Origin of the sequence: Paraburkholderia sp. EB58 (assembly GCF_050436665.1) — a bacterium.
Taxonomy (GTDB): Bacteria; Pseudomonadota; Gammaproteobacteria; order Burkholderiales; family Burkholderiaceae; genus Paraburkholderia.
The window spans coordinates 105,618-131,889 of the sequence record NZ_JBNDMQ010000027.1; the positions used below are offsets into that span (position 1 = coordinate 105,618).

The 26,272-nt window shown below is 60.8% G+C and carries 20 protein-coding genes; 8 read left to right on the forward strand and 12 right to left on the reverse strand.

The genetic code is table 11. The features are described 5' to 3' along the window. Nucleotides 1-201: 201 nt before the first annotated feature. Nucleotides 202-1,200, reverse strand: coding sequence for an aldo/keto reductase (locus P3T40_RS31335; protein WP_429271595.1), 999 nt, complete (start codon nucleotides 1,198-1,200; stop codon nucleotides 202-204). Nucleotides 1,201-1,345: 145 nt separating this feature from the next. Between P3T40_RS31335 and P3T40_RS31340 the strand changes: the two genes are divergently transcribed. Then, nucleotides 1,346-1,780 (forward strand): winged helix-turn-helix transcriptional regulator, encoded by a 435-nt coding sequence (locus P3T40_RS31340; RefSeq protein WP_429271596.1) that lies wholly within the window; start codon nucleotides 1,346-1,348, stop codon nucleotides 1,778-1,780. Between the two features lie 189 nt (nucleotides 1,781-1,969). Here the strand turns inward: P3T40_RS31340 and P3T40_RS31345 are convergent, their stop codons facing one another. From P3T40_RS31345 to P3T40_RS31370, 6 genes are all read right to left on the reverse strand, one after another. Then, nucleotides 1,970-2,431, reverse strand: a complete 462-nt coding sequence (locus P3T40_RS31345; RefSeq protein ID WP_429271597.1) for a hypothetical protein — start codon at nucleotides 2,429-2,431, stop codon at nucleotides 1,970-1,972. 205 nt (nucleotides 2,432-2,636) lie between these two features. After that, nucleotides 2,637-3,827: an MFS transporter gene (locus tag P3T40_RS31350; protein ID WP_429271598.1), complete on the reverse strand. Its 1,191-nt coding sequence runs from the start codon at nucleotides 3,825-3,827 to the stop codon at nucleotides 2,637-2,639. 148 nt (nucleotides 3,828-3,975) lie between these two features. Continuing rightward, the gene (locus tag P3T40_RS31355) at nucleotides 3,976-5,277 is read right to left on the reverse strand and encodes a c-type cytochrome (protein WP_429271599.1); all 1,302 of its coding nucleotides are present in this window, start codon (nucleotides 5,275-5,277) and stop codon (nucleotides 3,976-3,978) included. A gap of 9 nt (nucleotides 5,278-5,286) precedes the next feature. Further along, nucleotides 5,287-7,065 carry a GMC family oxidoreductase gene (locus P3T40_RS31360; protein WP_429271600.1) on the reverse strand — a complete coding sequence of 593 codons (1,779 nt, stop codon included), beginning with the start codon at nucleotides 7,063-7,065 and terminating at the stop codon, nucleotides 5,287-5,289. 4 nt (nucleotides 7,066-7,069) lie between these two features. Continuing rightward, the gene (locus P3T40_RS31365; RefSeq protein WP_429271601.1) at nucleotides 7,070-7,801 is read right to left on the reverse strand and encodes a gluconate 2-dehydrogenase subunit 3 family protein; all 732 of its coding nucleotides are present in this window, start codon (nucleotides 7,799-7,801) and stop codon (nucleotides 7,070-7,072) included. 12 nt (nucleotides 7,802-7,813) lie between these two features. Next, nucleotides 7,814-9,382: a methyl-accepting chemotaxis protein gene (locus P3T40_RS31370; protein WP_429271602.1), complete on the reverse strand. Its 1,569-nt coding sequence runs from the start codon at nucleotides 9,380-9,382 to the stop codon at nucleotides 7,814-7,816. A gap of 302 nt (nucleotides 9,383-9,684) precedes the next feature. Here P3T40_RS31370 and P3T40_RS31375 point away from each other — a divergent pair, with 302 nt between their 5' ends. From P3T40_RS31375 to P3T40_RS31385, 3 genes are all read left to right on the forward strand, one after another. Continuing rightward, complete coding sequence (locus P3T40_RS31375; RefSeq protein WP_429271603.1) at nucleotides 9,685-10,905, forward strand: pyridoxal-phosphate-dependent aminotransferase family protein; 1,221 nt, start codon at nucleotides 9,685-9,687, stop codon at nucleotides 10,903-10,905. A 256-nt stretch (nucleotides 10,906-11,161) separates the two neighbouring features. Then, nucleotides 11,162-12,463 carry an MFS transporter gene (locus P3T40_RS31380; protein WP_429271604.1) on the forward strand — a complete coding sequence of 434 codons (1,302 nt, stop codon included), beginning with the start codon at nucleotides 11,162-11,164 and terminating at the stop codon, nucleotides 12,461-12,463. Between the two features lie 114 nt (nucleotides 12,464-12,577). Next, complete coding sequence (locus P3T40_RS31385) at nucleotides 12,578-13,270, forward strand: phosphoribosyltransferase (RefSeq protein WP_429271605.1); 693 nt, start codon at nucleotides 12,578-12,580, stop codon at nucleotides 13,268-13,270. On the opposite strand, the gene galU is transcribed toward P3T40_RS31385, so the two are convergent. After that, the gene (gene galU, locus P3T40_RS31390) at nucleotides 13,251-14,144 is read right to left on the reverse strand and encodes a UTP--glucose-1-phosphate uridylyltransferase GalU (protein WP_429271606.1); all 894 of its coding nucleotides are present in this window, start codon (nucleotides 14,142-14,144) and stop codon (nucleotides 13,251-13,253) included. The two genes, P3T40_RS31385 and galU, sit on opposite strands and share 20 nt — an antisense overlap. A gap of 241 nt (nucleotides 14,145-14,385) precedes the next feature. Continuing rightward, nucleotides 14,386-14,541 (reverse strand): hypothetical protein, encoded by a 156-nt coding sequence (locus tag P3T40_RS31395; RefSeq protein WP_429271607.1) that lies wholly within the window; start codon nucleotides 14,539-14,541, stop codon nucleotides 14,386-14,388. Nucleotides 14,542-14,828: 287 nt separating this feature from the next. Between P3T40_RS31395 and P3T40_RS31400 the strand changes: the two genes are divergently transcribed. Next, on the forward strand, nucleotides 14,829-16,031 hold the full coding sequence (locus tag P3T40_RS31400) for an acyltransferase family protein (protein WP_429271608.1): 1,203 nt from the start codon (nucleotides 14,829-14,831) through the stop codon (nucleotides 16,029-16,031). A gap of 217 nt (nucleotides 16,032-16,248) precedes the next feature. On the opposite strand, the gene P3T40_RS31405 is transcribed toward P3T40_RS31400, so the two are convergent. From P3T40_RS31405 to P3T40_RS31415, 3 genes are all read right to left on the reverse strand, one after another. Further along, entirely contained in the window at nucleotides 16,249-18,708 is a 2,460-nt protein-coding gene (locus tag P3T40_RS31405) for a glycosyltransferase family 4 protein (protein ID WP_429271609.1), read from the reverse strand. Further along, nucleotides 18,705-20,171, reverse strand: coding sequence for an oligosaccharide flippase family protein (locus P3T40_RS31410; protein ID WP_429271610.1), 1,467 nt, complete (start codon nucleotides 20,169-20,171; stop codon nucleotides 18,705-18,707). The genes P3T40_RS31405 and P3T40_RS31410 overlap by 4 nt, the downstream gene beginning before the upstream one ends. Nucleotides 20,172-20,366: 195 nt before the next feature. Continuing rightward, nucleotides 20,367-22,559 (reverse strand): hypothetical protein, encoded by a 2,193-nt coding sequence (locus P3T40_RS31415; protein WP_429271616.1) that lies wholly within the window; start codon nucleotides 22,557-22,559, stop codon nucleotides 20,367-20,369. A gap of 507 nt (nucleotides 22,560-23,066) precedes the next feature. On the opposite strand from P3T40_RS31415, the gene P3T40_RS31420 reads away from it, so the two are divergent. The 3 genes from P3T40_RS31420 (at nucleotide 23,067) to gmd (ending at nucleotide 26,020) form a co-directional block, all read left to right on the forward strand. Continuing rightward, nucleotides 23,067-24,152, forward strand: coding sequence for an acyltransferase family protein (locus P3T40_RS31420; protein WP_429271611.1), 1,086 nt, complete (start codon nucleotides 23,067-23,069; stop codon nucleotides 24,150-24,152). Between the two features lie 65 nt (nucleotides 24,153-24,217). After that, nucleotides 24,218-24,919: an SGNH/GDSL hydrolase family protein gene (locus tag P3T40_RS31425; RefSeq protein WP_429271617.1), complete on the forward strand. Its 702-nt coding sequence runs from the start codon at nucleotides 24,218-24,220 to the stop codon at nucleotides 24,917-24,919. A gap of 57 nt (nucleotides 24,920-24,976) precedes the next feature. Further along, nucleotides 24,977-26,020: a GDP-mannose 4,6-dehydratase gene (gene gmd / locus P3T40_RS31430; RefSeq protein ID WP_429271612.1), complete on the forward strand. Its 1,044-nt coding sequence runs from the start codon at nucleotides 24,977-24,979 to the stop codon at nucleotides 26,018-26,020. Nucleotides 26,021-26,272: the final 252 nt, after the last annotated feature.

Sequence of the window (26,272 nt, forward strand, 5' to 3'; positions counted from 1 at the left end):
TTTCCACCAGGGAAGGGGCTGGAGGATATGTCTGTGTAGATGGTCGAAGGGAGCACAATTCCGGCATCGAACCAGCTACACAGTGCAAATTGATAAAGCTCGGAGAATCATGTCCGACCGCGGCATCGCAGTCGGACACAGCACGCGCCGGATGACCTCACCCGCGTACCCTGGTCACGCTCTGGGCTGATACAGGTCAGTTCATGCCGCCAATGCACGCTGCGGCGGCGCCATGAATTCCGGACCAATGGGATCTTTGACAAAGTGCGCGACGATTGCATCGATTTGCTTAAAGGCCTTCTCATCGAGCTTCCAACCGAAAGCCTCTTCGAATCCATCCAATTGAGCCGGGCGGCGTGCGCCCCAAAGCGCAATCGTCGGACCACGGTCAAGCACCCAGCGTACGGCGAGCGCGAGCACCGACTTGTTGTAGTTATCGCGTGCGAACACATTCAACGCCTTCACGGCCGCAACATACTGCTCGCGACGCGGTTCGAGGAATTTTGGATCGCGCAGACGCAGGTCGTCGCCATCGAACCGGGTCTCGACGCCGATACGCCCGGCCAGCAGTCCGCGGCATAGTGCACCGTAGGCAAGCGCCACCAGTCCGTGTTGTTTCACATACGGCAAGACCTCGCCGTCGATCTCGCGCTCGAACAGGTTATAGGGCGGTTGGGTAGTCGATAGCGGCGCTACACGCCGGAATGCATCCATTTGCGCAGTCGAGAAGTTGCTGACACCAAGGGCACGAACTTTGCCTTCCTTGCGCAGATCGTTCAGCACTTCCGCGGTCTCCTCGATCGGCACCAGCGGGTCTGGCCAATGCACCTGATACAGATCGATGTAATCTGTCCGCAAGCGCCGCAAGGTATCCTCTACCTCATGACGAATGCGTTGCGGCGTAGAATTGCGGAACACCTTGCCGTCATGCCACTCCAGTGCGACCTTGGTGGCGATGACCGCTTTGTGACGATATCCATCAGCCAGCGCCTTGCCGACGATCTCTTCCGATGCACCGAAGCCGTACACGGGTGCCGTATCGATGAGGTTGACGCCGCTGTCGAGCGCCCGGCGAATCACCGCGATTGAATCCTTCTCATCGGTGCCGCCCCACATCCATCCGCCAATTGCCCAGGTGCCGAGGCCGATGCGTGATACCGGTGTCGATAAACCTTCAATTGCGATTGTTTCAATAGTCATGCGATGCTCTTTTGTTAAAGCGCTGCATCCGTGCCGGATGCGGTCTGAAAAACGAAGTCGTGCCCATTGGTTGGGCATGCAGAGCGATTATTTCAGCCACATCCGGCGATCACAAGAAGGCACCTGACGGTTTCATACTTTCCCCATGGAAACTAATTGCTACGACGGCCTTCACGCCGACGACACCCCACAAAAGAAAACCGATGATCTCGCCCGCAACATCATTGAACAGATCGCCGACAAGTGGACAATCCTCGTGATCGACGCACTTGGCACGCACGGCGAGATGCGTTTCTCACGGTTGCGCGACGAGGTGGGTGGGGTGAGCCAGAAGATGCTGACGAAGACGTTGCGCCAACTCGAACGGGATGGCCTCGTATCGCGCTACGTGCACCCGGTGATACCGCCGCGCGTCGATTATCAGCTGACGCCTTTGGGACGCAGCCTGCTGGACAAGGTCTGCGGAATCTGGGACTGGGTCGAAACCCATATGAACGAAATGGAACTCGCGAGAACGCAATTCGACCGTGGGGAGAAACGGACAGAGCGCCCGCGCCCGCTCAACGTTTCTGCTTCCTAGAACCACGTGCCGGTAAGTGACGACAAGCGGTGGCTAGCCTGGCCCATTTCTAGAAATGTCTTTTGCGTAATGCGGACTTCAGGCTTTGCACGGGCACTGCTAACGTAGCTCTTCGCCTCCCCTCAAGGGCGAGTTTTACTCTTATTCCTCCCCACTCTCCTCGGGTGGGGACTTTTTCCCCTGCCTGGACTATTGCAACCCGCTGGTGGTCCGGGAAGCATTGAGCCCTGCGTCGTCGCGGCGATGATTCGTTTGTGCATCATCCGAAATGGGCGACCGGAGCTCGCTTTTACTGAATCTGGAAAGCCGCGCCTTGGCCTCCATCACATGCCGGATCGTAACCGACATGAGTTGCAGGTCATGTATGGCCAGAATCTCTTCAAGCACGCCTGCAAGCTCGGCGCTCACTTCCCATACACCGTCGCACTGCCCCCTGACGCCCGCCTGATCCAATGCGACCTCGGCGCGCCGGTACAAATCCACGGGCGCGTCGCCGAAACCAGATTGCTGCAAACAGTACGTGAGATAGACGACTCTGATCAGCTCACTCAGTTGATGAGCATTCCCCAGACCTCTACGACAGACCGCAAGAGCCAGGTGATTCGCGAGCGAGACGTCGGACACCGCTTGTCTTGTCATTGGCAGCAGCATTGCCTTGCTCAGATGACGCCGACCAGAAGAAGCGCGGCCAGCAGACCGGCGAGTACTATGGGACATTGAACGTGTATCAAAAGAGAGAGTTGCAAAACGGCCCGGATGCGATGTGTAGAGTCAACTCTCGCGATCGGGCCGCGATAATTCTATAGCGACATAGTTGGGGACTTTATTCATAAAACGAACAAGACACCATTGCCATTCAACATGGAATATTTTCGCGGATGACAGTCACCTGGCGATTGCGGCTACGCTCGAGCAACGCGGAGACGAGCCAGAACACGAGGCCGCCGATTGCCAGCAGGCTTCCCACCCATCCCGGCGCGGTCCATCCGTAGCCTGCTGAGATAGCCAGGCCGCCGAGAAACGGTCCGAGCGCGTTGGCGGTATTGAAGGCCGAGTGATTGAGGGCGGCGGCAAGTCCTTGGGCGTCCTCAGCCACATCCATCAAGCGTGTCTGCAGAAGCGTCGCCAGCGCGCCCCCAACGCCAATCAGGAAAACGTCGACGGAGATGGTCCAGACGTTGCCAGCCATCAACGGGAAAAGTGCTAGCGCAATCGCGTTCCACACTAACACCACGCCCGTAGTCCGTATCAAGGCCCGATCAGCGAAGATCGGCACAACGATGTTGCCAACCGTCAAGCCCACGCCGAAGACGCTTAGAACAAACGGGACCGACTGCACAGAAACCCCGGTGACCTCACCCAGAATGTTCGCCAGATAGGTGTAAACGGCGAACATGCCGCCGAATCCAATCGCGCCAATGCCGAGTGTCAGCCATACCTGTGTGCGTCTCAGCGCTCCAAGTTCGCGCAGCGGGCTCGAGTCGGGATGAGCGGGATCCGCCGGTGCCATTAGCCACACGAGCGTCATCGTCAGTACTCCGAGTAGTGCAACGAGGCCGAAACTCCAGCGCCATCCGATAGCCTGTCCTAACCAGTTGGCAAGCGGAACGCCAATGATGGTCGCAAACGTCAAGCCAAGGAAAACGCGCCCTACCGCTACCGTACGCCGATTCTCCGGGACGAGACTGGTCGCCACCAGGGCTGCCACACCAAAGTACGCGCCGTGCGGAAGCCCGCTGAGAAAACGGAAGAACAGCATCCAATGGTAATTGGGCGCCAGTGCGCTCAGCCCATTCGCAAGGGCGAACATGCCCATTAAAAGGGTCAACAAGGTACGACGTGGAAGCCGCGCCCCCAAGACCGCAAAGACCGGCGCACCCACGACCACCCCCAGTGCGTATGCGCTGATGACATGCCCTGCAGTAGGTGCGTCGATTCCGAGGTCGTGCGCAAACATCGGCAGCAGGCTCATCGTCGCGAACTCAGTCGTTCCGATGGCAAATGCGCCAACGGCAAGAGCGAACAAGACCCAAGTTGTCTTTCGCATTGTGTTACCTGTATCACTCATTGCATGCTCTCAGGCCGACCGTGCGACCTCGTCAATAGTTTCAAATGGAGGCGAGGCGGCGATTGTCGCAGAAGTCGCCGCATCACGTATTCGGCGGCTTCCGCTCTTTATTGCACGTGCCTGCAAATCAGTGTTTCAGTTGAGCACGCACGTCCTTTACCTGTCCAGCAGTCACACGTGAAGCGTGATTGCCCCAGTTGGACCTGACGAAGGTCGCCAGTTCGGCGACCTCTGCGTCGTCGTAGCGCCACGCGAACGGCGGCATGGCAAGCGGTGACGGTGCGCCCGCGGTCGACGGCAGACGTGAGCCATTCAGGATGACTGCGATCAGCGAGTCAGGGTGTGCCGCCAGCACCATCGGATTGTTGGCAAGCGAAGGGAACACCCGCGATGCGCCCTGCCCGTTTTGCCGGTGACACGCTGCGCAGCTATCGATGTAGATGCTCGCGCCCGTTCCCGTCGCTGTGCCGGCCATGATCGACCGGAGCGTGGCATCGTTCGCCCGGAACTCAGCTGCATCGTGCTGGCGCGGCGGCAGGCTCTTCAGATATGACGCGATCGCGTGGAGGTCCGCCTCGCTCAGATACTGCGTGCTGTGCTCGACCACTTCGCCCATCGGTCCAGTCACGGCAGAGTGCGGATCCCTGCCGGTCTGCAGCAACGCGACGATATCCTGCTCGGACCACTCACCCAGGCCGGATCCTGCGTCGCCGCGCAAGTTGATCGGCGATGCGTTGTCCAGTGCCGCGCCGGACAGATACAGCGATGTCTTGCCGCTCAGGTCGAGTTCCTGCATGGCCGCTCCACGCGGCGTGTGACACGTGCCGCAATGCGCCAGACCTTGCACGAGGTAGGCACCGCGATTCCACTCGGCGCTCTGGGAATCGACGGGCTGGAAGCGCGAGTCGTCATGAAACGCACGATCCCAGAAGGCCAACGGCCAGCGAATGCTCAACGGCCACACGATGTCCGCGCGGCGGTTAGCCTCGCTCGATGCCGGCACCCTGGTGGTGAAGTACGCGTAGAGATCCTTAAGGTCTGCGTCGCTGACCTTCGCATACGACGTATACGGCATCGCTGGGTAGAGACGCCGTCCGTCCTTCGCTACGCCTTCGCGCATGGCAAGGACGAAGTCGTCGAACGAGTACCCGCCAATGCCATGTTCGCGATCCGACGTGATGTTGCTCGAGTAGATTGTGCCGACCGGCGTCTTGAACGGGTAGCCGCCCGCGAACGGCTCGCCGCCCTTTACGGTGTGGCATGCCATGCAGTCACCCGCGCGCGCTAGGTATTCGCCATGAACCGGGTCGCCCGGACGCGCTGCGACATCCGCAGCTATGCTGACAGCGGGCTTGCTCCACGTAGAGGCCCAGCAGATGCCGACGAGCACCGCGATAGCGGCAATGGGGACGATGATTATCTTTCGCATCATGTCCCCTTATACGTGGACCATCGGCCCGGGGTTCTTCAGGTACTGCGAGCGGATGTTGCTTGCCGCCCAGTACCCGAGACCACCGACGAGGCCAGTCGGGTTGTAACCGATTCCGTGCGCGAAGGTGTTTGCGCCCAGCACAAATACGTTGGACACGTCCCAGCTTTGCAGGTACTTGTTGACCGCACTGGTCTTCGGGTCGGCGCCCATCGGCGTGCCGCCGCACACGTGCGTGCTCTGGTACGGACGCGTGTCCCAATGCATGCCAGGCTTGAATATGCGACCCGAGATGCTTTTGGGATTCATCGCGTGGCCAATTTCCATCACCTTGCTGCCGAGGAACGCTGCCGAGCGCAGGTCGTTGTCATTCCAGTCGAACGTGAGGCGCAGCAGCGGTGTGCCGTAAGCGTCCTTGTATGTCGGATCGAGGTCCGCGTAATACGCACGATTCGCGAGGCTCGAGCTCTGCGACTCGATGCGACCGGTGTGCAGGAAATTGTCCACGACAGCCTGCTTCCACTCGGTTCCCCACTTCGGCGTATCCTCGGGAAGCGGAACACCTCGTACCGGGCCGTTGCCGGTCTGGCGTCCCCAGATCACTCCTCCACCGATGAAGCCAAGCGGACCGTGATCGAAGTTATCAGCATTGAACTCTTCGATGGCCTGGCCGCCGCCACCCGTGCCGATGAACTGGTTGATGTAGACGTCCTTGTCCCAGAACATGTTGACGCTGTTGATGTACTGGTAACAGAGGTTGCGGCCAATCACGCCTTCGTTGGTGTCGACATTGAACGGTGTACCGATCCTGGAGGACAGCATGAGCCGGATGTTGTGCAGGTGAAACGCGGCGAGGATCACCATGTCCGCCGGTTGTTCCACTTCGTTGCCCTCAGCATCGATGTAGGTCACGCCGATTGCGCGTTTGCCGGTGCTGTCGAGGTTCACGCGTGTCACGTGCGAATTCACGCGCAGCTCGAAGTTGGGCTTGCGTAACAGCGCAGGGATGATGGTGGTCTGCGGCGATGCCTTCGAATAGTTCAGGCATCCGTAATCACTGCAGAAGCCGCAGAAATTGCACGGTCCCAGTTGGCATCCGTATTCATTCTGGTAGGCGGCCGATGCGTTCCCTGCTGGCAGCGGGAAGGGTTTGTAGCCCAGGCTCTTTGCGGCGGCGGCGAACAGTCGGCCGGTTGGGTGATCGGCAAGCGGCGGCACTGGGTATTCGCGGGAGCGATAGCCCTCGAAAGGGTTGCCCCCTTCAACCGGGGTGCCCTTGATGTTGCCCGCCTTCCCCGACGTGCCGCACACATATTCGAAGCGGTCGAAGTGCGGCTCGAGCTCATCGTAAGTGACGCCCCAGTCCTGCAGGTTCATGTCTGCCGGGATGAATTTCTCGCCATACCGGTCCTTCACCCTGCTGTACAGGCGCAACTCGTCGGGGCTCACCCGCGACTGCACACCGGACCAGTGTGTACCCGCGCCGCCGACCCCTTCGCCCGGTTTGAACGAGCCGAACTGACGATACGGCAGGGCGACATCGCCCTTCGTGTGGCGGATCGTGACTGTGGTCTTCGCGAGGTTCTGGAGCAGCGCTTGCCTCGCGGAATATTTGACTTCGTCGGTGATCTGCGGGTACGCGAAGTCCGGAATCGTGTCGCGGTTGTCACCCCGTTCAAGGGCTACGACGTCGAGCCCGGCGTTCGCCAGTTCGATCGCCATGATTGCGCCTGTCCAGCCGAAACCGACAATCACCGCGTCTGTGTGCTTTTTTCTGATCGATGCCATTGGCTTAGCCTCGTTTCCCATACATGCTGACCGGCCCGTAGGGGTAAGGCTTCGATTCGACGACCCACTCCAGATAGTCGGCGCGCACGCCGGGGTAGCCGATCATCTTCCACGCAGCCATGTCCTTGTTGCCCCCGTGCATGGGGTCGCAAAAGTACCCCTCCATCACGTTCTTCAGGAGGAAGTCGCTAAAGAACATCTTCAGATTGAACTCGTCCTTGACCGCGCCCGCTTCCATCTGCTTCAAGAATTGCGTTTGTTGTTCAGGAGGCAGTTCGGCGAAGGTTTTGCCGTCGAAGTTCGCGCGGCAATAAGCGTTGATTGCGCGGATGCCGAGCCGGTATTGCTGCCTGGGTGTGAGCTTGGACTGATAGCCGAACTCGGGAGCGGCCTTCACGAACGGCCCCTCCATGTACCAGCGCGATGCGTCGCCGTAGGGCGTCTGCATCTGACGGTCGATGTACTGCGGCGCCCCCAGCTCCACCGCGCCGGGTCCCACATGATCCTTGGGGATCAACCGGTCGCAGGCGGCATTTACAAAGGCCCATTCTTCGGGAGTGAAATAACCAGGCTGGTAGTTGTCCTCGGCCGGCTGGTTAGGTGGCGGCGCGCTCAAGGCGCGGTCTTCGTCGGTGGGGAGAAGCGCCGTCGCGGACGACGAAATCGCCGCAATCGGGGCAATGGCGATCGTTCTCTTGAGAAATGAACGCCGGCTGTTTTGCTCAGGAGTCTTCATTGTTAGATCAAGTCAATGCGGTGATTCGTTCCAGGCGAGCTTGAAAACGTCCACGAAGCCATGCAGCTGGCTCGACTGCTCGTTAAGTGCCTGCGCTGCCGCGCTCGCCTGCTCGACGAGCGCAGCGTTTTGCTGGGTGATCGCATCCATCTGGCTGACCGCGATATCGACCTGCTGGATACCCGCGCTCTGTTCAGTCGCTGCCGCCGAAATCTCGTTCATGATGTCGCTCACCTGTCGCACGGCACGCAGCACTTCGGCCATCGTGTTTCCGGCATCGACGACGAGCTCGGTACCGAGCGTGACGGTCTCGCCCGATTCGGCGATCACGTCCTTGATCTCCTTCGCTGCAGCCGCTGAACGTTGCGCGAGGCTCCGCACTTCGGAAGCGACTACCGCAAACCCCCGCCCCTGCTCGCCTGCCCGCGCAGCCTCAACGGCCGCGTTCAGCGCAAGGATATTGGTCTGGAACGCGATGCCTTCGATGATCCCAATGATGTCGGCGATCTTGCGGGAACTCGCCCCAATGTCACTCATCGCGCTCACCGCGCGATCAACGGCTTCATTGCCTTTGGAGGACACGCGCGACGCATTGTCAGCCACCGACATCGCCGTTTGCGCGCTTTCCGAGTTCTGCTTCACCGTCGCTGCCAACTCGCTCATGCTGGATGCAGTTTCTTCCAGCGACGCGGCCTGCTCTTCCGTGCGGGACGACAGGTCCAACGTGCCCGACGCAATTTCACGCGTGGCGGTGGCAATCGCTTCGCTGCTGTCGCGCACGGCACGCACCGTTTTCGTGAGGCTTGCCTGCATGCTCTCGATACCGCGCAACAGGGTACCCATTTCGTCGTTCGTGGCAACGTCGATACGGCGGCTCAGATCACCCGTGGCGATGGCCTGGAAGTGCCCAAGCGCTTCGTTGAGCGGGCGCATGATCGCGCGGCGCAGTGCAAACCAGCTGAGGCATGCTGCGATAGCGCCGACGAGGATCATTGCAACCGACAGCGCGAAGAACGTGTGGAAGCTGGCTTCAGCTGCGTCGTAGTTATTTTTGGCGTTCGTGTAAAGCGCCTGTTTGACTTTGTCGTTAGCCGCGCTCATGTCGTTGTAGAGCGCACTGAGCTGCGTCATCGCAATCTTGTCGACCTGCTCCCGATTGTTGGCCTTAACGGCGTCGATGAACGCCACCACCGCGTCGCGCATCACCTGCCGGTGTTGCGTCGCGCCGCCGATCAGGTCCGCTTCGTTCGCCTCGTGGGCCTGTTGGACGAATTTCTGCCACCACTCGTCGGACTGGTTGAAGAAGCCGCTTGCACGCTCCACCTGCGCGGCGGCGTCGGGATCATCCGGATGCAGCGCGACGCGGTCGAGCGCCAGCCGCGTGCGGGCAATATAGATTTCCGCGTTACCGATATTGGTCGCGGCAGTGAGCTTGTTCTGGAACGTGTCGCGGTTCGCGCGGTCGGCACGATACGCGCCTACCAACCCCAGCACGCCGATGATCAGCATTAGTGTCGCCAGAAAACCCATCGTCAGCGCGATGCGCGCCTGCAGCGAAACCACTGCTTTGCTCGAATTCATTGGAACTCCCCGAAGTCCTGGTTAGAAATTGCTTTAGTTAGAAGTTGTTCTATCAACGAGAGGAGGTTGCCGCTGCCGCCCTGCCTTCAGAACCAGACATGGTGAAGCTTGCCCTTTCGTCTTTGTTGTTTTTTGAATGCAAAATACTCAGCATATCATCTTTTCGTATGCCGTTGCATTGCACTCGACCTACTGCTCTATTGCTTGTTCATTACGGCTCGCTGTCACATCAAGTTCTTCTTCCCTTTCCTCAAATCGGGTGATAGAGTTTTTTGCATTCAAAATTCAACTGGAGAAGACGCATGCTTAAGCTAGACTTTCACCCCGCAGGTCGCCACTTTCTGCAGATCCCAGGCCCCAGCCCGGTACCCGATCGCATCCTGCGAGCCATCAGCTATCCCACCATCGATCATCGCGGCCCTGAATTCGGCGAGCTGGGGTTGAAAGTCCTCGCGGGCATCAAGAAGATCTTCAAGACGCAACATCCGGTCGTGATCTATCCGGCGTCAGGAACGGGGGCATGGGAGGCCGCACTGTCGAACACGCTCAGCCCCGGTGACACGGTGCTGATGTACGAAACGGGCCACTTCGCGACGCTGTGGAAGAAGATGGCCGAAGGCCTTGGGCTAAAGCCGGAGTTCCTCGGCCTGCCGGGTATCGAAGGGTGGCGGCGTGGTGTGGATGCGCAACGGATCGAAGAGCGTCTGCGCGCCGACACGCAGCGTTCGATCAAGGCGGTATGCGTGGTGCACAACGAAACGTCGACGGGCGTCACGTCGAACATCGCAGCGGTTCGGCAAGCGATCGACGCGGCCGGTCACCCCGCGTTGCTGCTGGTCGATACGATCTCCGGCCTCGCGTCCGCCGACTATCGGCATGACGAATGGGGCGTCGATGTCACCGTCTCCGGTTCGCAAAAGGGCTTGATGCTGCCGCCCGGGATCAGTTTCAACGCGTTGTCGCCGAAGGCGATCGAAGCCAGCAAAACAGCCACGCTGCCGCGCAGCTTCTGGGGCTGGACCGAGATCGTCGAGATGAACAAGAGCGGATATTGGCCGTACACGCCGAACACGAATCTGTTGTACGGCTTGTCGGAAGCGCTCGATATGATCCTCGAGGAGGGACTCGACAACGTATTCGCACGTCACGAGCGACTCGCCGAAGCCTGCCGCAGTGCAGTTCGCGCGTGGGGCCTCGAAGTCCAGTGCATCGATCCCGCCGTGTACTCGCCGGTACTGACGGGTGTGATGACGCCGGAAGGCATCGACGCGGACGCAGTGCGCAAGACGATCTACGAGCACTTCGACATGTCGCTCGGCACGGGCCTCGGCAAATTGAAGGGGCGCATGTTCCGCATCGGCCATCTTGGCGACTGCAACGATCTCACGCTGATGGCGACGCTCGCGGGTGTCGAAATGGGGCTGAAGCTTGCCGGCGTGCCGCTCGCTGCGAGCGGACTGCCGGCGGCGATGGCCTCGCTGACTTCGCAGCCCAGGGCGAACACGCTCAAAGCGGCCGCCTGATTCACCTCTTGACGTGTCACGGGAGGTGGAACCTCCCGCCGGCCGTTTCTAATGGCATCCGCAATCGCAAAGGCATGGTGCGCTTCTGTCACGCACCATGCCCCAGGCATCGCGCATCACTGAATCGCCAGATTCAGCCAGAGCTACGCACAGGTCATAGTTGCCGGAGCGTCATGCTCGTGAGCGAACGCTCATCAAGCTATACCCGGTGCGCCATTTACTTCGGCGTACCAAAAGAAAGCAACGGAGACAGATAATGAAGCGGTTTCGTGCGCCCCGCGCGACCAGCGTTGTTCTCGTGATGCTATGCGTCATGTATTTCATCACCTACCTTGACCGCGTCAACGTCAGTACGGCGGCGGTCGGTTTCGGCAAGGAATTTCATCTTTCTCACACCGAGGTTGGGCTGGTTTTCTCGGCGTTCGCGTATCCCTATCTCGTGTTTCAGATCATCGGTGGCTGGATTAGCGACCGGTTCGGTGCGAAACGCACGCTGATCTTCTGTGGTGGGCTCTGGGCAGTGGCTACCATGCTGACCGGTTTCGCAGCCGGACTGACGTCGTTGCTCTTCGCGCGTCTGCTGCTCGGGCTCGGCGAGGGGGCGACATTTCCCGCCACGACCACCGCTATGGCCCGCTGGGTAGCGAAGGACAAACGCGGCTTTGCACAGGGTCTCACGCACGCCGCATCACGCATTGGCAATGCGATCGCGCCGGCCATTATCGTAGTCGTCATGGTGCACTGGGGATGGCGCGAGGCGTTCTACATCAGCGGCATCATGAGCCTCGTCTGGGTCGCAATCTGGGCACTCGTTTTTACCGAACGTCCGATGGATCACCCGCGCATCACCCGCGCCGAACTCGAAGTTCTGCCCACACCGAAGCCGAGGGCCAAGCAGGTACCCTGGGGGCGGCTCTTCAGGCACATGATGCCTGTCACGATCGTCTACTTTTGCTACGGCTGGACGCTGTGGCTCTTCCTCAGCTGGATTCCCCAGTACTTTCTCCACAGCTACCACCTCGCTCTCGCGAAGTCTGCACTGTTTGCCTCGACCGTCTTCTTCGCGGGCGTAGTGGGCGACACGCTTGGCGGAATAGTGACCGACAAGGTCTTCAAGCGTACCCACAGCCTGAAGCGCGCACGTAGCTGGATGGTGTCGACCTGCATGGTGCTGACACTCGCCTCGCTCGTGCCGATGATCTTCACGCGCGGCCTGTACCTGTCAATGATGTGTCTTGCCGTTGGCTTTTTCTTCTCGGAGATGACGATTGGGCCGATGTGGGCCATTCCACTGGACATTGCGCCCGAACATTCCGGCATTGCGAGCGGCATGATGAACATGGGTTCGGCCCTCGCCGCGATTATCTCGCCCGTGCTGTCGGGCTTGCTGATCGATCGCTTCGGCAACTGGGAGTTGCCGTTCATGGTCAGCATGGTACTGATGGCGTTCGGCGCAGTACTCGCATTGCGTATGCAGCCGGAAAGCAGGTTCCTGTCTGGCCCGACTCACGGAGCTCAACCGGTCCCACCAGGAAGGGCTGACGCCGGCAGCTTTTAGCCAAACGTTGGACGGGCGCCGCGCCAAGTCGCGGCGCCCGTTTTTTTATTGGGTTGCGATTGGCTGTGGCGCGCACGTGGCACACTATCAACGTCACTTGTGACGTGGCCCATCATGGAACGTATTTTCCTCAACCGTGCAGCAGCCGGCCGCGCGCTTGCGCGACATCTGCAAAGCTATGCGCAACGTGAGGACGTGATCGTGCTGGCGCTGCCACGAGGCGGCGTGCCGGTCGGTTTTGAAGTCGCCGCGGCGCTACACGCTCCGCTCGATGTCCTGCTGGTGCGCAAGCTAGGCGTACCGTGGCAAACGGAACTGGCGATGGGCGCCATTGCGTCCGGCGGCGCGCTGTACGTCGATCGACGGCTCATGCACGAAGCCGGCGTGACCGAGGCGCAATTCGAACACGTGCTCACCGACGCGCAGGACGAACTCGCGCGGCGCGAAACGCTCTACCGGGAGCAGCGGCCGGCGCTATCGGTTGAAGGACAGATTGCGATTGTGGTCGACGACGGCATGGCAACCGGCGCCACCCTGCTAGCGGCGCTGCGCGCGTTGCGCAGCCGCTCACCGGCGCGGATCATCGTCGCACTCCCGGTGGCGCCGGCGGATGGCGAACTGCGCCTGGGCGACGCCGCCGATGAATTCGTCTGCGCGCTGACGCCACGGGTATTTTTCAGCGTCGGCCAGTTCTACCAGGATTTCGGCGAAACCACCGATGACGACGTGCGCGGCCTGCTCGCCAGTTCCGCCAGCTCCGCCGGTTCCGCCGGCTCCGCCGGTTCTTTCAGGCCGCCGCAGCCGTGAGATGAAGCGGCAGGTAGCTCTGCAAATACTCCTCGAACTCCGCCTTCACTTCCGGATGGCGCAGCGCGAACTCGACGGTTGCCTTCAGATAGCCGAGCTTGCTGCCGCAATCGAAACGCGTGCCGAAGTAGCGGTACGCCAGCACCTGCTCTTCCGAGAGCAAGGACTGCACCGCGTCAGTCAACTGTAATTCGCCGCCAGCACCCGGCTTCAGCGAGCGGATATGCTTGAAGATGGTCGGCATCAGCACATAGCGGCCTACCACGCCGAGATTCGACGGTGCCTTGTCCGGTGTCGGCTTTTCGATGATGCCGGAAAGCTTGATCACATCCTCTTCCCACTCGCGGCCGTCCACCACGCCATACGAGCGGCTGTCCTCGCGCGCAATGGTTTCCACGCCGATCACCGAGCTGTGATAGTGGTTGAACACGTCCACCAGTTGCTTCATCACTGGCTGCGTGCTGTGCAGCAGGTCGTCGGCGAGAATCACGGCGAACGGGCTGTCGCCCACCAGTTTCTCCGCGCATAGCACGGCGTGGCCCAAGCCGAGTGCCGTCGCCTGGCGCACGTAAAAACAGTCGACATTGGCCGGCTTGATACTGCGTACCAGGTCCAGCAGTTGTTCCTTGCCGCGCGCTTCGAGCTCGGCTTCGATCTCGTACGACTTGTCGAAATGATCCTCAATGGCGCGCTTGCTGCGGCCCGTGACAAAGATCATCTCGGTGATGCCGGCCGCAATCGCTTCTTCCACGGCGTATTGGATCAGCGGCTTATCGACGATGGGCAGCATTTCCTTGGGGCTCGCCTTGGTGGCAGGCAGGAACCGCGTCCCGAGACCTGCTACGGGAAACACGGCTTTGGTGACTTTCAGCATGGTATGCATTCCCACATCGGTTGATAAATGTGTGCGGTTCGCCAGATAGGCGCCGAATGGATTGGGTTGAAATCGTTGTTGAAATCTAATTCACGTTTCGACAAAATTAAAGTTATTCACACGAAAAAAATATTCTATACGGCCAGCTATTAGCATCAGGTGGCAATATAGGAAACAATTACGGCCGAAGCGGATGGACTCCCGTAACTTTTACGGGTCAGCTGCCGCTTCGGCCGCGGCGCTAGGCGGCGCCTTCCTCGTTTTCGTCGACCGGCGGCATCTTGCCTCGCGTCATCCGGAAGCGGCCGATGGGTTCGTTGCGAAGCGCCTCGCGGTAAGCCGACGCGGCGACAAGGATGAGGAGCACGGCGACGCCGGCGAGCACATGCAGGTTCATGACTCCACCTCTGGTCTGAAGAATCAGGCTCTCAAATTATCACGAAAAAATCGGCAAATAATTTCCCTGAAAACTCATTTCGCATTTGATTACAAATAGAAACATATTGGATTTTTTTCACCTCCTGAAACGCCATTTTTTATCCATTTTTTTGATCTGGCGCTGTTCTAGGATGTGCTTGCGGCTGTGCGTGCGCGTATTGCTGCGCATTCGCCGTCACGCCGCGCTGGCATCAGCCGGCATTGGCCCATCATCAGCCCACTCACCTGTATGGATAAGGACCGCGCATGAGCGATTCAGCATTCGATGCCACCGGTGCATCTCTGCCCTTTTCGGCTCGCCCGCAGCGTGACGCGCGCGTGGAAAGCGCTGGTAAGGAACACGTCATCGATGCGATGCGCGGCTTTGCCGCGCTGCTGGTCGCCTACTTTCATTGCCGCCAGGTCGCCTGGGTGGGGATGGAGAGTTTTCACCACAGCGTGGGTCATGCGCTCAGTTTCAGCTCGATCGTGGCTTACCTGACGTTGCCGATCGCATGGGGCTCGGCAGGCGTGCCGATCTTCTTCGTGATCAGCGGGTATTGCATTCATCGTGGCGGCGCGCTGCGTCTCGCACAGGACGCAAACTACACGCTCGACACGGCCAATTTCTGGGCGCGCCGCTTTGCACGGATCTATCCGGTCCTGCTGGCCGCACTGCTGCTGACCTTCGCGCTCGACTGGTGCAGTTTCCAGTTGCCGCCTGTCAATCACAAGCTGCGCGAAATCGGCCTGCATGCATTTCTCGTCAATCTGTTCTCGCTGCAAGGCGTGGCGGGCAAGACGTACGGGTCGAACGGCGCATTGTGGACGCTGTCGCTCGAAGTGCAGTTCTATGCGATCTACCCGTTGCTGTTCGCGCTGCGGCGCCGCCTTGGAATGACGCCGCTGCTCGCGCTCGTGGCGCTGGTCAATATCGTGTCGGCTTACGTGCTGGAGCGTCACGATCTGCAGTTCTTCACGTCGTATTGGTTTTCGTGGACGCTCGGCGCGTGGATCGCTGACGCACGGGCACAGAAGGCATCTGCGATGGATACGCGGCGCGCGTCCAACGGGCTCTATGCGATCGCGGCCGTGCTGGTGGCGCTCGGTTGCGTGGCGTTTCATTTCGGCCAGTACGGTGCGTTCCAGCTCTGGGCACTGGGCTTCGCTTTCTACCTGTATAAGGCGCTTGATCGGGGCGCAGTCGCGACGCCGGTTGCACGCGTGCTGTCGCGCTTCGGCGATTTCAGTTTCTCGCTCTATCTGATCCATCTGCCGATTTTTGTGCTGCTGTCGTCGCTGCTGTATCGCTCGGCGTTGCAGTTGTCGATCTGGCCTTCGTTCGGCTTCATGCTGGTGGCCGTGCCGGTTGCCTATGTGTTTTATCGGCTGGTCGAATTGCCGGCGATGAAGTGGTCTGCAAGTCTTAAGCCAAAAAGCAAAGGGAGCGTTGCTGCCGCGCGTCCGTGAGTGACGACGGCCACCGCCTGACGTGCAAAACCGCAGGCGGCGGCTCGCACCTGACACGAGCAAGGGCGTAGTGCGTGACGCGAGCAACCGTAGTGCAAAACGCAAAAAGGCCGCGGCGCTGTCCCGATTGTTGCTCCGGACAGCGCTGCGGCCCTTCTCTTTGTGCATCGTGCTTCTACTTCAGGCTTTCGGCCTTCGCTCCGCCTATCGCGTCTTCTTAGCCCCCCGCCACGCCCATCAGAATACGCTCAACGCCCGCCACATAGGCTGCTGCCCCGAACCGCCCTAACGCGGTCTGATAGCCGTTCCTGACCAGCCGCTCGCGCAGCGTCGTGTCGCTGCGCAACTCGGCCAACACATCAGCCAGGGCATGCGCGTCACCCGGCTCACACAGCACCCCGTTCACGCCGTCTTCGACAATTTCCAGCACGCCGCCGGCCCGAGCCGCCACCACCGGCCGCTGCGCCAGCATCCCCTCAACGATCACGCGGCCGAACGGCTCCGGCGTGATCGACGTATGCGCGACTGCATCGACCGCGCACATACAGGCAGCAATATTGTGCTGAAAGCCCAGAAAATGCACCCGGTCGCCCAGAGCATGGCTCGCGACGAACGAGCGCAACTCGGCCTCGTAGGCATCCTCACCGAACAGCGGCGACCCTACCAGAACCGCATGCATATGAGGATTGAGGACCATTGCCTCGAGCAACACGTGCTGCCCTTTCCAGCGCGCCAGCCGGCTGAACGAGCCGACCAGAAAGGCGTCCTTCGGCAGCTTCAGGCGTGCGCGCAGCGTCGCAACCGGCACGTTGCGCAGCGCGTCGAAAGGCGCCGCTGCAATGCCGTTGAAAACGACATCAATGTGCTTTTCATCGAAGCGGGTGAGCTCGGCAAACGCACGCGCCGACGCGGCCGAATTGGCGATCACATGAGCGAGGCCAAGCTTCGAGCACCATTTGATGATCTGCAGCTGCTTGCGGCCGAAATGCTCGGCGCTCACGATATCGCGCAGATGCCACACCACCGGGCGCCGCGCAAGCCGCCCCGCCAAGGCGCCGATCACCATCGCGCGCTGCGTGTTGGCATAGATCACATCGGCATGCCGCGCGCGTGCGACGGTGGCGCGTACGAGCGCGGCAACCCCCTTGAGCGCCCGTCCGAGCGGAGGCGTGCCGCCCTGTTTGCGGACTCCGCGCAGCGCACCGGAATCGAGTACCCGCACATTCACGCCGGCCGTATCGAGCGCCGTGCGAAATGGGCCATCGTCAAACAGCACGACTTCGATACGCGCACGCAGCGCCTTCACAATCTCGAGTAGCGACAGTTCGGCACCGCCGAGGACACCGCTCTGATCGATCGCCAGCACGCGTGGTGCCGGCCTGGTCTTACTTTCGGCGGGGGGCGGCGCCACATATGGTTCATAGGCCGGCAGGGACGCACCCTGCAGGGCCGGCACGGCAGCGCGCACATGCGCAAAGAAACGCTCGCGGAAATGCGCGGCCGAGAAGCGCTCCGCATTGGCGCGGCAATCGGCGGCGACAAAGCGACTCGCGTGAACGTCAAACTCCTCGACGGCGGCGATGATCGATTCGGCGCGCTGTTCGTCGAAAAACATTCCGGTGGGTCGCACGCCGGATAGATCGCGCACCGTTTCGAGCGCCCCGCCCTTGCCGTACGCGATCACCGGCGTGCCACACGCCTGGGCCTCTACCACCGAGATGCCGAAGTCCTCCTCGGCGGCGAACACGAACGCCTTGGCCCGCTGCATCTTCTCCTGCAGCACCTTGAACGGTTGATACCCCATGATTTCGACATTCGGCGTGGCCTTCGCGCGAATCTTCTGCATATCGGGCCCGTCGCCAATGACGACGAGCCGCCGCTGCGGCATCCGCGCAAACGCTTCGACGATCAGATCGATCTTCTTGTACGGCACCATCCGCGACGCGGTCAGATAGAAATCTTCTTTCTGTTCGTGGAGCACGAAGGCATCGACGTCCACCGGCGGGAAGATCACGTGCGCTCTGCGCTGATACACCTTCCTGATGCGCCGCGCGATAAATTGCGAGTTGGCGACGAACGTGTCCACCGAATTCGAGGTGCGGATATCCCAGTTGCGGATGTAGTGCAGAATCAGCCGCGCGAGAGCTGATTTCGGCCCATTGGTCAGCTTCGACTGCTGCAGATATTGATGCTGCAGGTCCCACGCGTAACGAATCGGCGAGTGCACGTAGCTGATGTGCACCTGGTCGGGTCCGGTCAGCACGCCCTTGGCGACCGCGTGGCTGCTCGAGATCACTACATCGTAGGCCGAAACATCCAACTGCTCGATCGCGATCGGCATCAAGGGCAGATACGCGCGGTACTTCGTGCGGGCCTTCGGCAGCTTCTGGATAAACGACGTCGTGACCGACTTGCCGCGCAGGAAACTCCGGTCCTCGAGAAAATCCACCACGCTGAACAGGTCCGCATCCGGAAAGCACGCCACGATCTGTTCGAGTACCCGCTCGGCGCCCGCATAGGTGACGAGCCAATCGTGCACGATCGCCACGCGCACGTTCTTGTGCGCGAGCGGCGCGCGCAGCGCTGGCGAGACAGGTGCAGGCGACGTGGAGAGTTCGGCCAGCGCGCCGCGCTGGTTGGGCCGCAACACGGCTTCCTCAAGGACATTCTGGTTCATGCGTTCTTCCTCGGATTCAGTCGCAACAGCAGCGAACGCGCAAGATCGCGCAAAGCGGGGGTCATGGTGATCGACCATGCAACATTGGCGGTCACGACCAGCGCGCCGGCTGCGATGGCCAATGACAGGCTGGGCAGGAAGCTGGCCAGCCACAAGCTGACCAGCAGAAACGCGAGATGCGCGAGCATGTCGAGCGCAATCGGGCGGGCGCGAATTGCCGACAGCCAAAGCAGCACGCCGTAGTCGAACAGCGCGCGGCCGGCCACGGCCACGGCCGCCCCGGTCAGCCCGAAATAGTGAATGCCGAACCACAGCGCAGCGGCAAAGAGCGGCAATTCGAAGACGCCCACCCGCGCCGCGACCGCAGGATTAACCTGCGACTGGATCATGATCCGCGTCACATTGGCCTGTCCGACCAGCCACACGGAGACGATCAGAATGCGACCCACGGGCGCCGCGACCGTCGCGATCTCGTTGCCTACCCAGAGATGCAGAAAGGGTCCCAGCACGAACATCGCCACCAGGGCGACCGGCGTGAAGGCGCCATTGAGGAATTCGAGCGACTGCTGTGTGATCAGGTCAGCGTGATCGCGACCAACAGCGGAAAGCCGCGGAAACAGCGTGCGCACGAGCGCCGTCGGCACAATGTTCAGGCGGGTCACGAGATTCTGCGGCACGGTATAGAAGGTCACGAAGCGTGCCCCCAGGCTGGTGCCGAGAAAGACCTTGTCGAGCGAGTCGGCCACCATGGTCGTGATGCTCGCAATCAGCATCCAGCCGCCGAAGTTAAAGAGCCCCTTGGCCACGCCGAGTTGCGGCGGCAGGATGCGGCGCAGGTTGAGCACCTTGAGCGCGGACCGTCCAAGCAGCCCCGCGGCGAAGAGGCGCGCCACCACCGCCGCGGCGAGCACGTTCTGCAGGCTCGGCCCCATCAGCCAGGCAGCGCCTAACGGCAGCAACTGGAAAACGAACGTGCCGATGGTCTGATTGGTGTTGTAGACGCCAAAGCGCTCGGCGCCGTTGATCGCGCCGGCGAACACCCAGGAGACGTTGGCAATCGGAATCGCAATGGCGAGCCATGGCAGCGCCATATAGACCTCGTGCTGCAACTCCGGTGACACTTTGGTGAAATACGCGGTGTAAAGAAAAGCGCCAAAATAAATAATTAATCCACCGATAATGCCCGTCACCAGGTTGAGCCATGTCGCGCTCCAGAACACGCGGGCGCTTTCATCCGCATCGTTCGAGGCAAGCGCCTTCGAGATGTGGTTCTGCGCGGCCATGCTCATGCCCAGATCGAGAATCGAAAAGTAGCCGATCAGGGTCCACACGAGAGCAATCACGCCATAACGTTCCACGCCCAGTAACCGGATATACGACGGCACCGTAACGAGCGAAACGAAGGTGGGCAGTACCAGGCCGAAGAAATTGATCGCGACGTTCTTGAGAATGCCTTTGTCCATCGGATGCCTTTTGATTCAGAGGGTCGGCGCATGGTTTGTGCATTGCTTTGCACTGCTGCGCACAGTGCGACGCCGAGGAGACTGGTTCGAGTAAAGCACGTAAAAAATGCGTACCGCGCGCCATAAATCGACAGAAAAATAATTCGCAGCACGATGGATATGGCGACGCCCTGGGGTGGCTTCTCAGGCCGGTTATCAGGCCGGTTTCCAGCGGTACATCATTACCTTGCCGCGTGCGTCCTCCTCGACGAACACCAGGTATTCGCCGTTGCTGCGCCGGTACGCGCTCACGCCATTCGGCACGTCGACCCAGCCCGAGGCCTTGCCCACCTCGGGGCCCGGCCGGATCACGCCGACTTCCCTGCCGCTGTCCTTGTCGAACACATGCACCGCGCCAACCGGTTCGACGGCGAACACGTATTGCCCTTCGACGGTGAGGCCGATGATCGTTTCAATCGGTTTGGCTTGCGGCTGCCACGGCAACGTGACGGTGTAGCGCTGCACGGGTTTGCCACTCGACCAGTTGTCGTAGCGCACCAGCACCCGTCCGACTTCTTTCCAGAAGCCGGCCTGGACCGCGGCATCGGCCGTGTAACCGGTCACGTACAGCGAGTCGGTCTCCGGCACGTAGATCGCGCGGCGCAGTTCGGTGAAGGGCTGCGGCACCGGATAGGTGGTCATGTCCGAGTACGAATAAATCGGATTGCCCTTCGCATCGAGACCGCCGAAATGCAGCCTATGAATGCCTTTGATATCGCTCGTGCGCCAGATGTCGCCGTTGGTGTCGACCCACCAGCCCCAACCGCCTGCGAGTCGGGTGCCACTGGTGTTGGGCGTGAATTCATCGCTGGCAAACTGGCCGTTGCCGTTCATGTCGCGCCAGATCCAGTCGCCGCCCGGAGGCGCGTTCGGCACGTTGGCAACCGGCCGTTCGCGGCCCGCAATGAAGCCCGACGGAATCGCCGTCTCGCCGTCATGCGCGCTATCGAAGCGGTAGATCTTCAGGTGATCTGCGTACATATCCGTCAGGTAGAGGAACGTGTGCCCCTTTAGCTGACGCGCGATCGGCAAGCCCGGCCACTGGTCGGTGTGAAACACCGGGTCGTCCGGATACTTGAAGCGATTCGACAGGAACCCTACATATTTCCAGTCCTGACCGGGCGGCTTCGTGAGATCCAGCTGGAAGCGCTTGTTGCCGGTGTAGACGCTGTCCGGGCGTGCCGGATCCACCCATGCGCCGTCGACGAACAGCAGCCCTTGCACCTGCCAGAGTTGCTGACCATCGGGCGCATAGCTTTCGAGCGTGGCGCCGAGCCCCGCGCCTAGCGGCGCGTAGTGCGGACCGATGCCATTGGTGGAGACATACACGTTGCCGTGCGCATCGACGCCGACGCCAGTCAGTCCATTGAAGCGCTGCGGCCCCGGCCGGCCCGCGACGCCAGCGAAGATGCCGCCGCGTTCGCCAAGCGTGCCTGAGGCCACGTAGCGACCCTCGCTCTTGCTGAAAAACAGCACCTGTTGACGCGGACCGTTGTCGGCGATCAGCACGCGGCCATGCGCGTCGAGCGCGACGTCAACCGGCACCGAATCCGCCGGCAACGGCACCGTATCGCCGAGCAACTGCCCGCTTGCCGAGTAATGCGCGACGTGCGGCGTGGTATCGGTAAGCGTGCCGGTTAACACCCACAGCGTGCCGTCGGCAGCCAGCGCGATACGTCCCGGCTCATGCACGCTCCACGCCGCCTTCTTCTGCATCGATTCGGCGTCATAGACTTCAATACGGTTTTGCGTAGTGTTGGACGCGTACAGCGTCGCGTCGTTGGCGGCCAGTCCGTCGATGTCGGCGTGCGCGCCGGTGGCCACTTCGTTCATCATCAGAAAGCCGGCAGCCAGTTGCGCATGGGGGTCAGCCGCGCCATTAGCGCTATTAGCGGCAGCCACTGCGGGCTGAAACAGCGCACTGAGTTTCGGGTCCTCGATCTTGCGCCGCGAGATACCGAACCATTGCTTGCCCTTTTGCGGCCAGATGCCCTGCCCGACCAGATGGCCCTTCTCATTGCCGACTGACACGGCCATGAACACATAGCGGCGATTGACTGCAATCGCGTTGCCGCCGCCGGTGCCCCAGCCGTGCGTGCCGCCCGCGAAGCCCAGCATCTTGCCGTTCTGATACGTACTGGCTTCGGCGCCGCTTTCGTCCCACGGTGCGTTGGTGTAGACCTTGCCGTCAGGCGCGACGGCGATTGCCGTGATATTGATCTGCGTCCACGTGCCGTCGCCGAAACCGAAGGTGTTGCCGATCCATGAGGTCTTCGCGTTCAGCACCGTTTCGGCCGAGGCAGCGAACGCTGCAAGACACAGCAGTGCGGCGAGCAGTTTCGCGAAGATGAGACGGACCAAGGTGTTCCTCCAGTCAAAGCCGTGCGGCAGCGAGCGGCGCGCACGAACAGGCGATGTCCAATGAAGTGATGGCCGGGACGGCACACGGAATACGGAATGCGAAACGGCGGTGCGGCACGATGCGCTGAGGGTCGCCGCGGACAATCCCACGCGGGGAATGATCGAGCCGCGCGCTGCGACGCACACATCCGGCACCTGTTACCGGTTCACATTACGCGGGAAATTCGCCGCAACGAAAATCGAAAATAATTCAAAAATATTCATCTATTAATGCGTGAATAAATATTTCATTTAAAAATATCCCGGGCGCATGGCCCGCTAACTCCTCAATCTATTTCTTCATTTCATTCCCGTTTTTTCATCATTTTCTTTTCCCTAGAATGAATTCCACTTCCGTTGGGCCTGCCATGAGGAGCTGTCGTTGGCGCACGACGGAATGCCCATGCCGCAGCGAGTTCGCTTGCCGGCCCACCCGATGCCCACCATGGACGGTTCATGACTGTTAGTGCCTTGCCTGCCCCGCCTTCCCACTCACGCCGCATCGTGCAGCTCGACGGCTTGCGCGCGATTGCCGTGCTGGCGGTGTTTGCACAGCACGCACTGAAGGCGCCGCTCTGGATGGGCGTCGATCTGTTTTTTGTGTTGAGCGGCTTTCTGATCACCGGCATCCTGCTGGAGCGCAAAGCGCGTCAGCAATCGTATTTCGGCTATTTCTATGCACGCCGGGCGCGCCGCATTCTGCCGCCGTATCTGTTGCTGATGGCCGTGTCGTCCTTGCTGTTCGGCTTCGGCTGGGCAAAGCATTGGGAGTGGTACGCGTTCTTCGCCACCAACATCGGCGATGCGCTCGGCCAGAGCGGCCATGACAGCCTGAACGTACTGTGGTCGCTGGCCGTCGAGGAACAGTTCTACATCGTCTGGCCGTTCGTCATCCTGCTGCTGCCCGAGCGCGCCCTTGCTTGGGTCGCTGCCGCGCTGATCGTCGCCGTGCCCGTGCTGCGCGCCGTCGCGACGCCGTGGTTCGATTCGTTCTGGCCCATCTACTACCTGACGCCGTTCCGCATGGATCTGCTGTCAGCCGGTGCATTGCTTGCCGTGGCCGTGCGGCGCAATCCCGACGCGCTACAGCCCTTCAGGCCGCTCGCGCTGCTGGGGTGTGCTGCCGCGCTGGCCGTGTTGGCCTGGCTGCATCTCCACTATCCGCGCTTCCGGGCCGAAAACACACCACTCTCGAACGGGGCGCTGTATAGCGTTTCGCTCGTCCTGTGCACATCGCTCGTGGTCATCGCCCTGGAGAGCCGGGGCATCGTCAAGCGGCTGTTGTGCAACCCGGTGCTGGTCTACATCGGCACGATCAGCTACACGATTTATCTGATTCACCTGAGTGTCCTCTACACGTTATGGCCGTTGCATATGAATCGCTTTGTGACGGCCGCGCTCGCGCTGGGGATCACGCTCGCCTATGCCAGCCTCACGTGGTTTGCTTTCGAGCGGCGCCTGATTCACGGGCCGGCATCGCGTCCGGGGCGCGGCTCGGCGTCGTTGCGTGGTGCGTCGCAAGCACCGCAGACGCGCGCATGAAGTCCGTGGCGCTCATGGCGCGCATCACAAGACATGGCGCCGCCGCTGCTGCCACTGCTCTGCTGATGGTTGCGGTATGCGGCCGGGCGAGCGCGGATGCCCCCGCGGCGCCGGATGGGCACGCGCTTCACGCCAACCCGCCCACACAGGTGGTGATCGAAGCCTATGGCGACTCGACCACGCTCGGCATTTCCTGCAGCGCGGGTCACTGCAGTCCGCGCCCGCAGAATGCGGTGACGCATCTGCAGGAGGCGATGCATACGACTTACGGCGAGCGCGTCAGCGTGGTCAATCTCGGCGTGGGCGGCACCATGGCCTATCAGTTGCGCGACGGCACGGATCGCGGCCGTGGTGTGCCGTGGGCGCAGCGGCTTGCCGCGTCGGACGCGCAGATCGTGACGATCAACTACGGCATCAACGAAGTGATGCACAACCAGACGCCCGAGCAGTTCTACGAAGCGGAAACGGCGCTGGTGAAAGCCGCGCTCGCACTCGGCAAAGAACCTGTATTGCAGACCTCAAACCCGATGCCCGATGGCCGCCTCAATGCCCGACTCGCGGCGATGGTCGCGATGACCCGCCGGGTGGCCGCCGAGCAGCATGTGCCGCTCGTCGATCAGTACGCCTACATCAGCAGTCTATCGGACTGGCAATCGATGATGTCCGACGGCGCGCATCCGAAGCCCGAGCTGTACCGTCTGAAGGCTGGCCAGGACATGCGCGTGGTCGACCCGCTGGTGCGGCGGCTGCTGGCGGGTTCGTCGTAGCAGCGCGCGGTCTCCCCTTACCTTTTCTTTTTTCTTTACCGTTACCCAAGGCAACCTATGAGCAACCAACGCAAAGCGATCATCACCGGCGTGTCCGGCCAGGACGGCGCGTATCTGGCGAAACTGCTGCTCGACAAGGGCTATCAGGTGACCGGCACGTATCGGCGCACCAGCTCCGTCAATTTCTGGCGCATGAACGAACTCGGCATTGCCGGGCATCCGAATCTGCGGCTCGTTGAACATGATCTGACCGACTTCGGGTCGACGCTGCGGTTGCTCGACGGCGCGCAGGCCGATGAGCTTTATAACCTCGCGGCGCAGAGCTTCGTTGGGGTGTCGTTTGATCAGCCGGTGACTACGGCTGAAGTGACTGGTATTGGTGCGTTGAATCTGCTTGAGGGGATTCGTATTTTGAGTCCCAAGACGCGGTACTACCAGGCTTCGACTTCCGAGATGTTCGGGAAGGTGCAGGCCGTGCCGCAGCGTGAGGATACGCCGTTTTATCCGCGTAGCCCGTATGGGGTTGCGAAGTTGTTTGCTCACTGGACTACGATTAACTATCGCGAGTCGTATGGGATCTTTGCTAGCAGCGGTATTTTGTTCAATCATGAATCGCCGTTGCGGGGGCGGGAATTCGTCACCCGGAAAATTACCGATACGGTCGCCAAGATCAAGCTCGGCAAGCAGGACGCGCTGGAACTCGGCAATCTGGATGCCAAGCGGGATTGGGGGTTTGCGCTCGAATATGTCGAAGGGATGTGGCGCATGCTGCAGGTCGATGAGCCAGATACGTTTGTGCTTGCTACGAATCGTACTGAGACCGTGCGGGATTTTGTGCGGATGGCGTTTGCGGCGGCTGGGTATCAGCTTGAATGGTCCGGGAAGGAGCAGCGTGAGACTGGGATTGATGTTGCTACTGGTAAGACGCTCGTGCGCGTGAATCCTAAGTTTTATCGGCCTGCGGAAGTGGATCTTCTGATCGGCTGCGCCGATAAGGCTAAGGATAAGCTTGGGTGGGAGCCTCAGACTAAGCTCGAGCAACTCTGCAAGATGATGGTGGCCGCGGATCTTACGCGGAATCAGGAGCACGAGACGTTTTGATGTGCCTGCGGCGTCTTGTTATTGGTTGTTTGCCTGCGGCGTTGGCCTTTCCTTGATTTGATATTGGTCTATTAGCTTCGCCCCTGTGCGGGGCGGCACCTACTTTCTTTGCCGCGGTGTGTGTCAAGGTAGTTGTCGCGTGAACCGCTATGCTGCGTGTTTGTACATTTCGGCCGAGGCCCGGGTTCGCTCCGGATTCAGATAGACCGCGTCTGTCAGGTGCCAGTTGCGGATGGCACCTGACCATCGCGT

Excerpts from the sequence above, each read along its gene's own strand:
- P3T40_RS31345 (WP_429271597.1), bottom strand. The coding sequence starts at position 2,431 with ATGCTGCTGCCAATGACAAGACAAGCGGTGTCCGACGTCTCGCTCGCG.
- P3T40_RS31425 (WP_429271617.1), top strand. The coding sequence starts at position 24,218 with ATGGTTGCGGTATGCGGCCGGGCGAGCGCGGATGCCCCCGCGGCGCCG.
- gmd (WP_429271612.1), top strand. The coding sequence starts at position 24,977 with ATGAGCAACCAACGCAAAGCGATCATCACCGGCGTGTCCGGCCAGGAC.
- P3T40_RS31420 (WP_429271611.1), top strand. The coding sequence starts at position 23,067 with ATGACTGTTAGTGCCTTGCCTGCCCCGCCTTCCCACTCACGCCGCATC.
- P3T40_RS31385 (WP_429271605.1), top strand. The coding sequence starts at position 12,578 with ATGGAACGTATTTTCCTCAACCGTGCAGCAGCCGGCCGCGCGCTTGCG.
- P3T40_RS31395 (WP_429271607.1), bottom strand. The coding sequence starts at position 14,541 with ATGAACCTGCATGTGCTCGCCGGCGTCGCCGTGCTCCTCATCCTTGTC.
- P3T40_RS31405 (WP_429271609.1), bottom strand. The coding sequence starts at position 18,708 with ATGAACCAGAATGTCCTTGAGGAAGCCGTGTTGCGGCCCAACCAGCGC.
- P3T40_RS31335 (WP_429271595.1), bottom strand. The coding sequence starts at position 1,200 with ATGACTATTGAAACAATCGCAATTGAAGGTTTATCGACACCGGTATCA.
- P3T40_RS31365 (WP_429271601.1), bottom strand. The coding sequence starts at position 7,801 with ATGAAGACTCCTGAGCAAAACAGCCGGCGTTCATTTCTCAAGAGAACG.
- P3T40_RS31375 (WP_429271603.1), top strand. The coding sequence starts at position 9,685 with ATGCTTAAGCTAGACTTTCACCCCGCAGGTCGCCACTTTCTGCAGATC.
- galU (WP_429271606.1), bottom strand. The coding sequence starts at position 14,144 with ATGCTGAAAGTCACCAAAGCCGTGTTTCCCGTAGCAGGTCTCGGGACG.
- P3T40_RS31350 (WP_429271598.1), bottom strand. The coding sequence starts at position 3,827 with ATGCGAAAGACAACTTGGGTCTTGTTCGCTCTTGCCGTTGGCGCATTT.
- P3T40_RS31410 (WP_429271610.1), bottom strand. The coding sequence starts at position 20,171 with ATGGACAAAGGCATTCTCAAGAACGTCGCGATCAATTTCTTCGGCCTG.
- P3T40_RS31355 (WP_429271599.1), bottom strand. The coding sequence starts at position 5,277 with ATGCGAAAGATAATCATCGTCCCCATTGCCGCTATCGCGGTGCTCGTC.
- P3T40_RS31340 (WP_429271596.1), top strand. The coding sequence starts at position 1,346 with ATGGAAACTAATTGCTACGACGGCCTTCACGCCGACGACACCCCACAA.
- P3T40_RS31400 (WP_429271608.1), top strand. The coding sequence starts at position 14,829 with ATGAGCGATTCAGCATTCGATGCCACCGGTGCATCTCTGCCCTTTTCG.
- P3T40_RS31380 (WP_429271604.1), top strand. The coding sequence starts at position 11,162 with ATGAAGCGGTTTCGTGCGCCCCGCGCGACCAGCGTTGTTCTCGTGATG.
- P3T40_RS31370 (WP_429271602.1), bottom strand. The coding sequence starts at position 9,382 with ATGAATTCGAGCAAAGCAGTGGTTTCGCTGCAGGCGCGCATCGCGCTG.
- P3T40_RS31360 (WP_429271600.1), bottom strand. The coding sequence starts at position 7,065 with ATGGCATCGATCAGAAAAAAGCACACAGACGCGGTGATTGTCGGTTTC.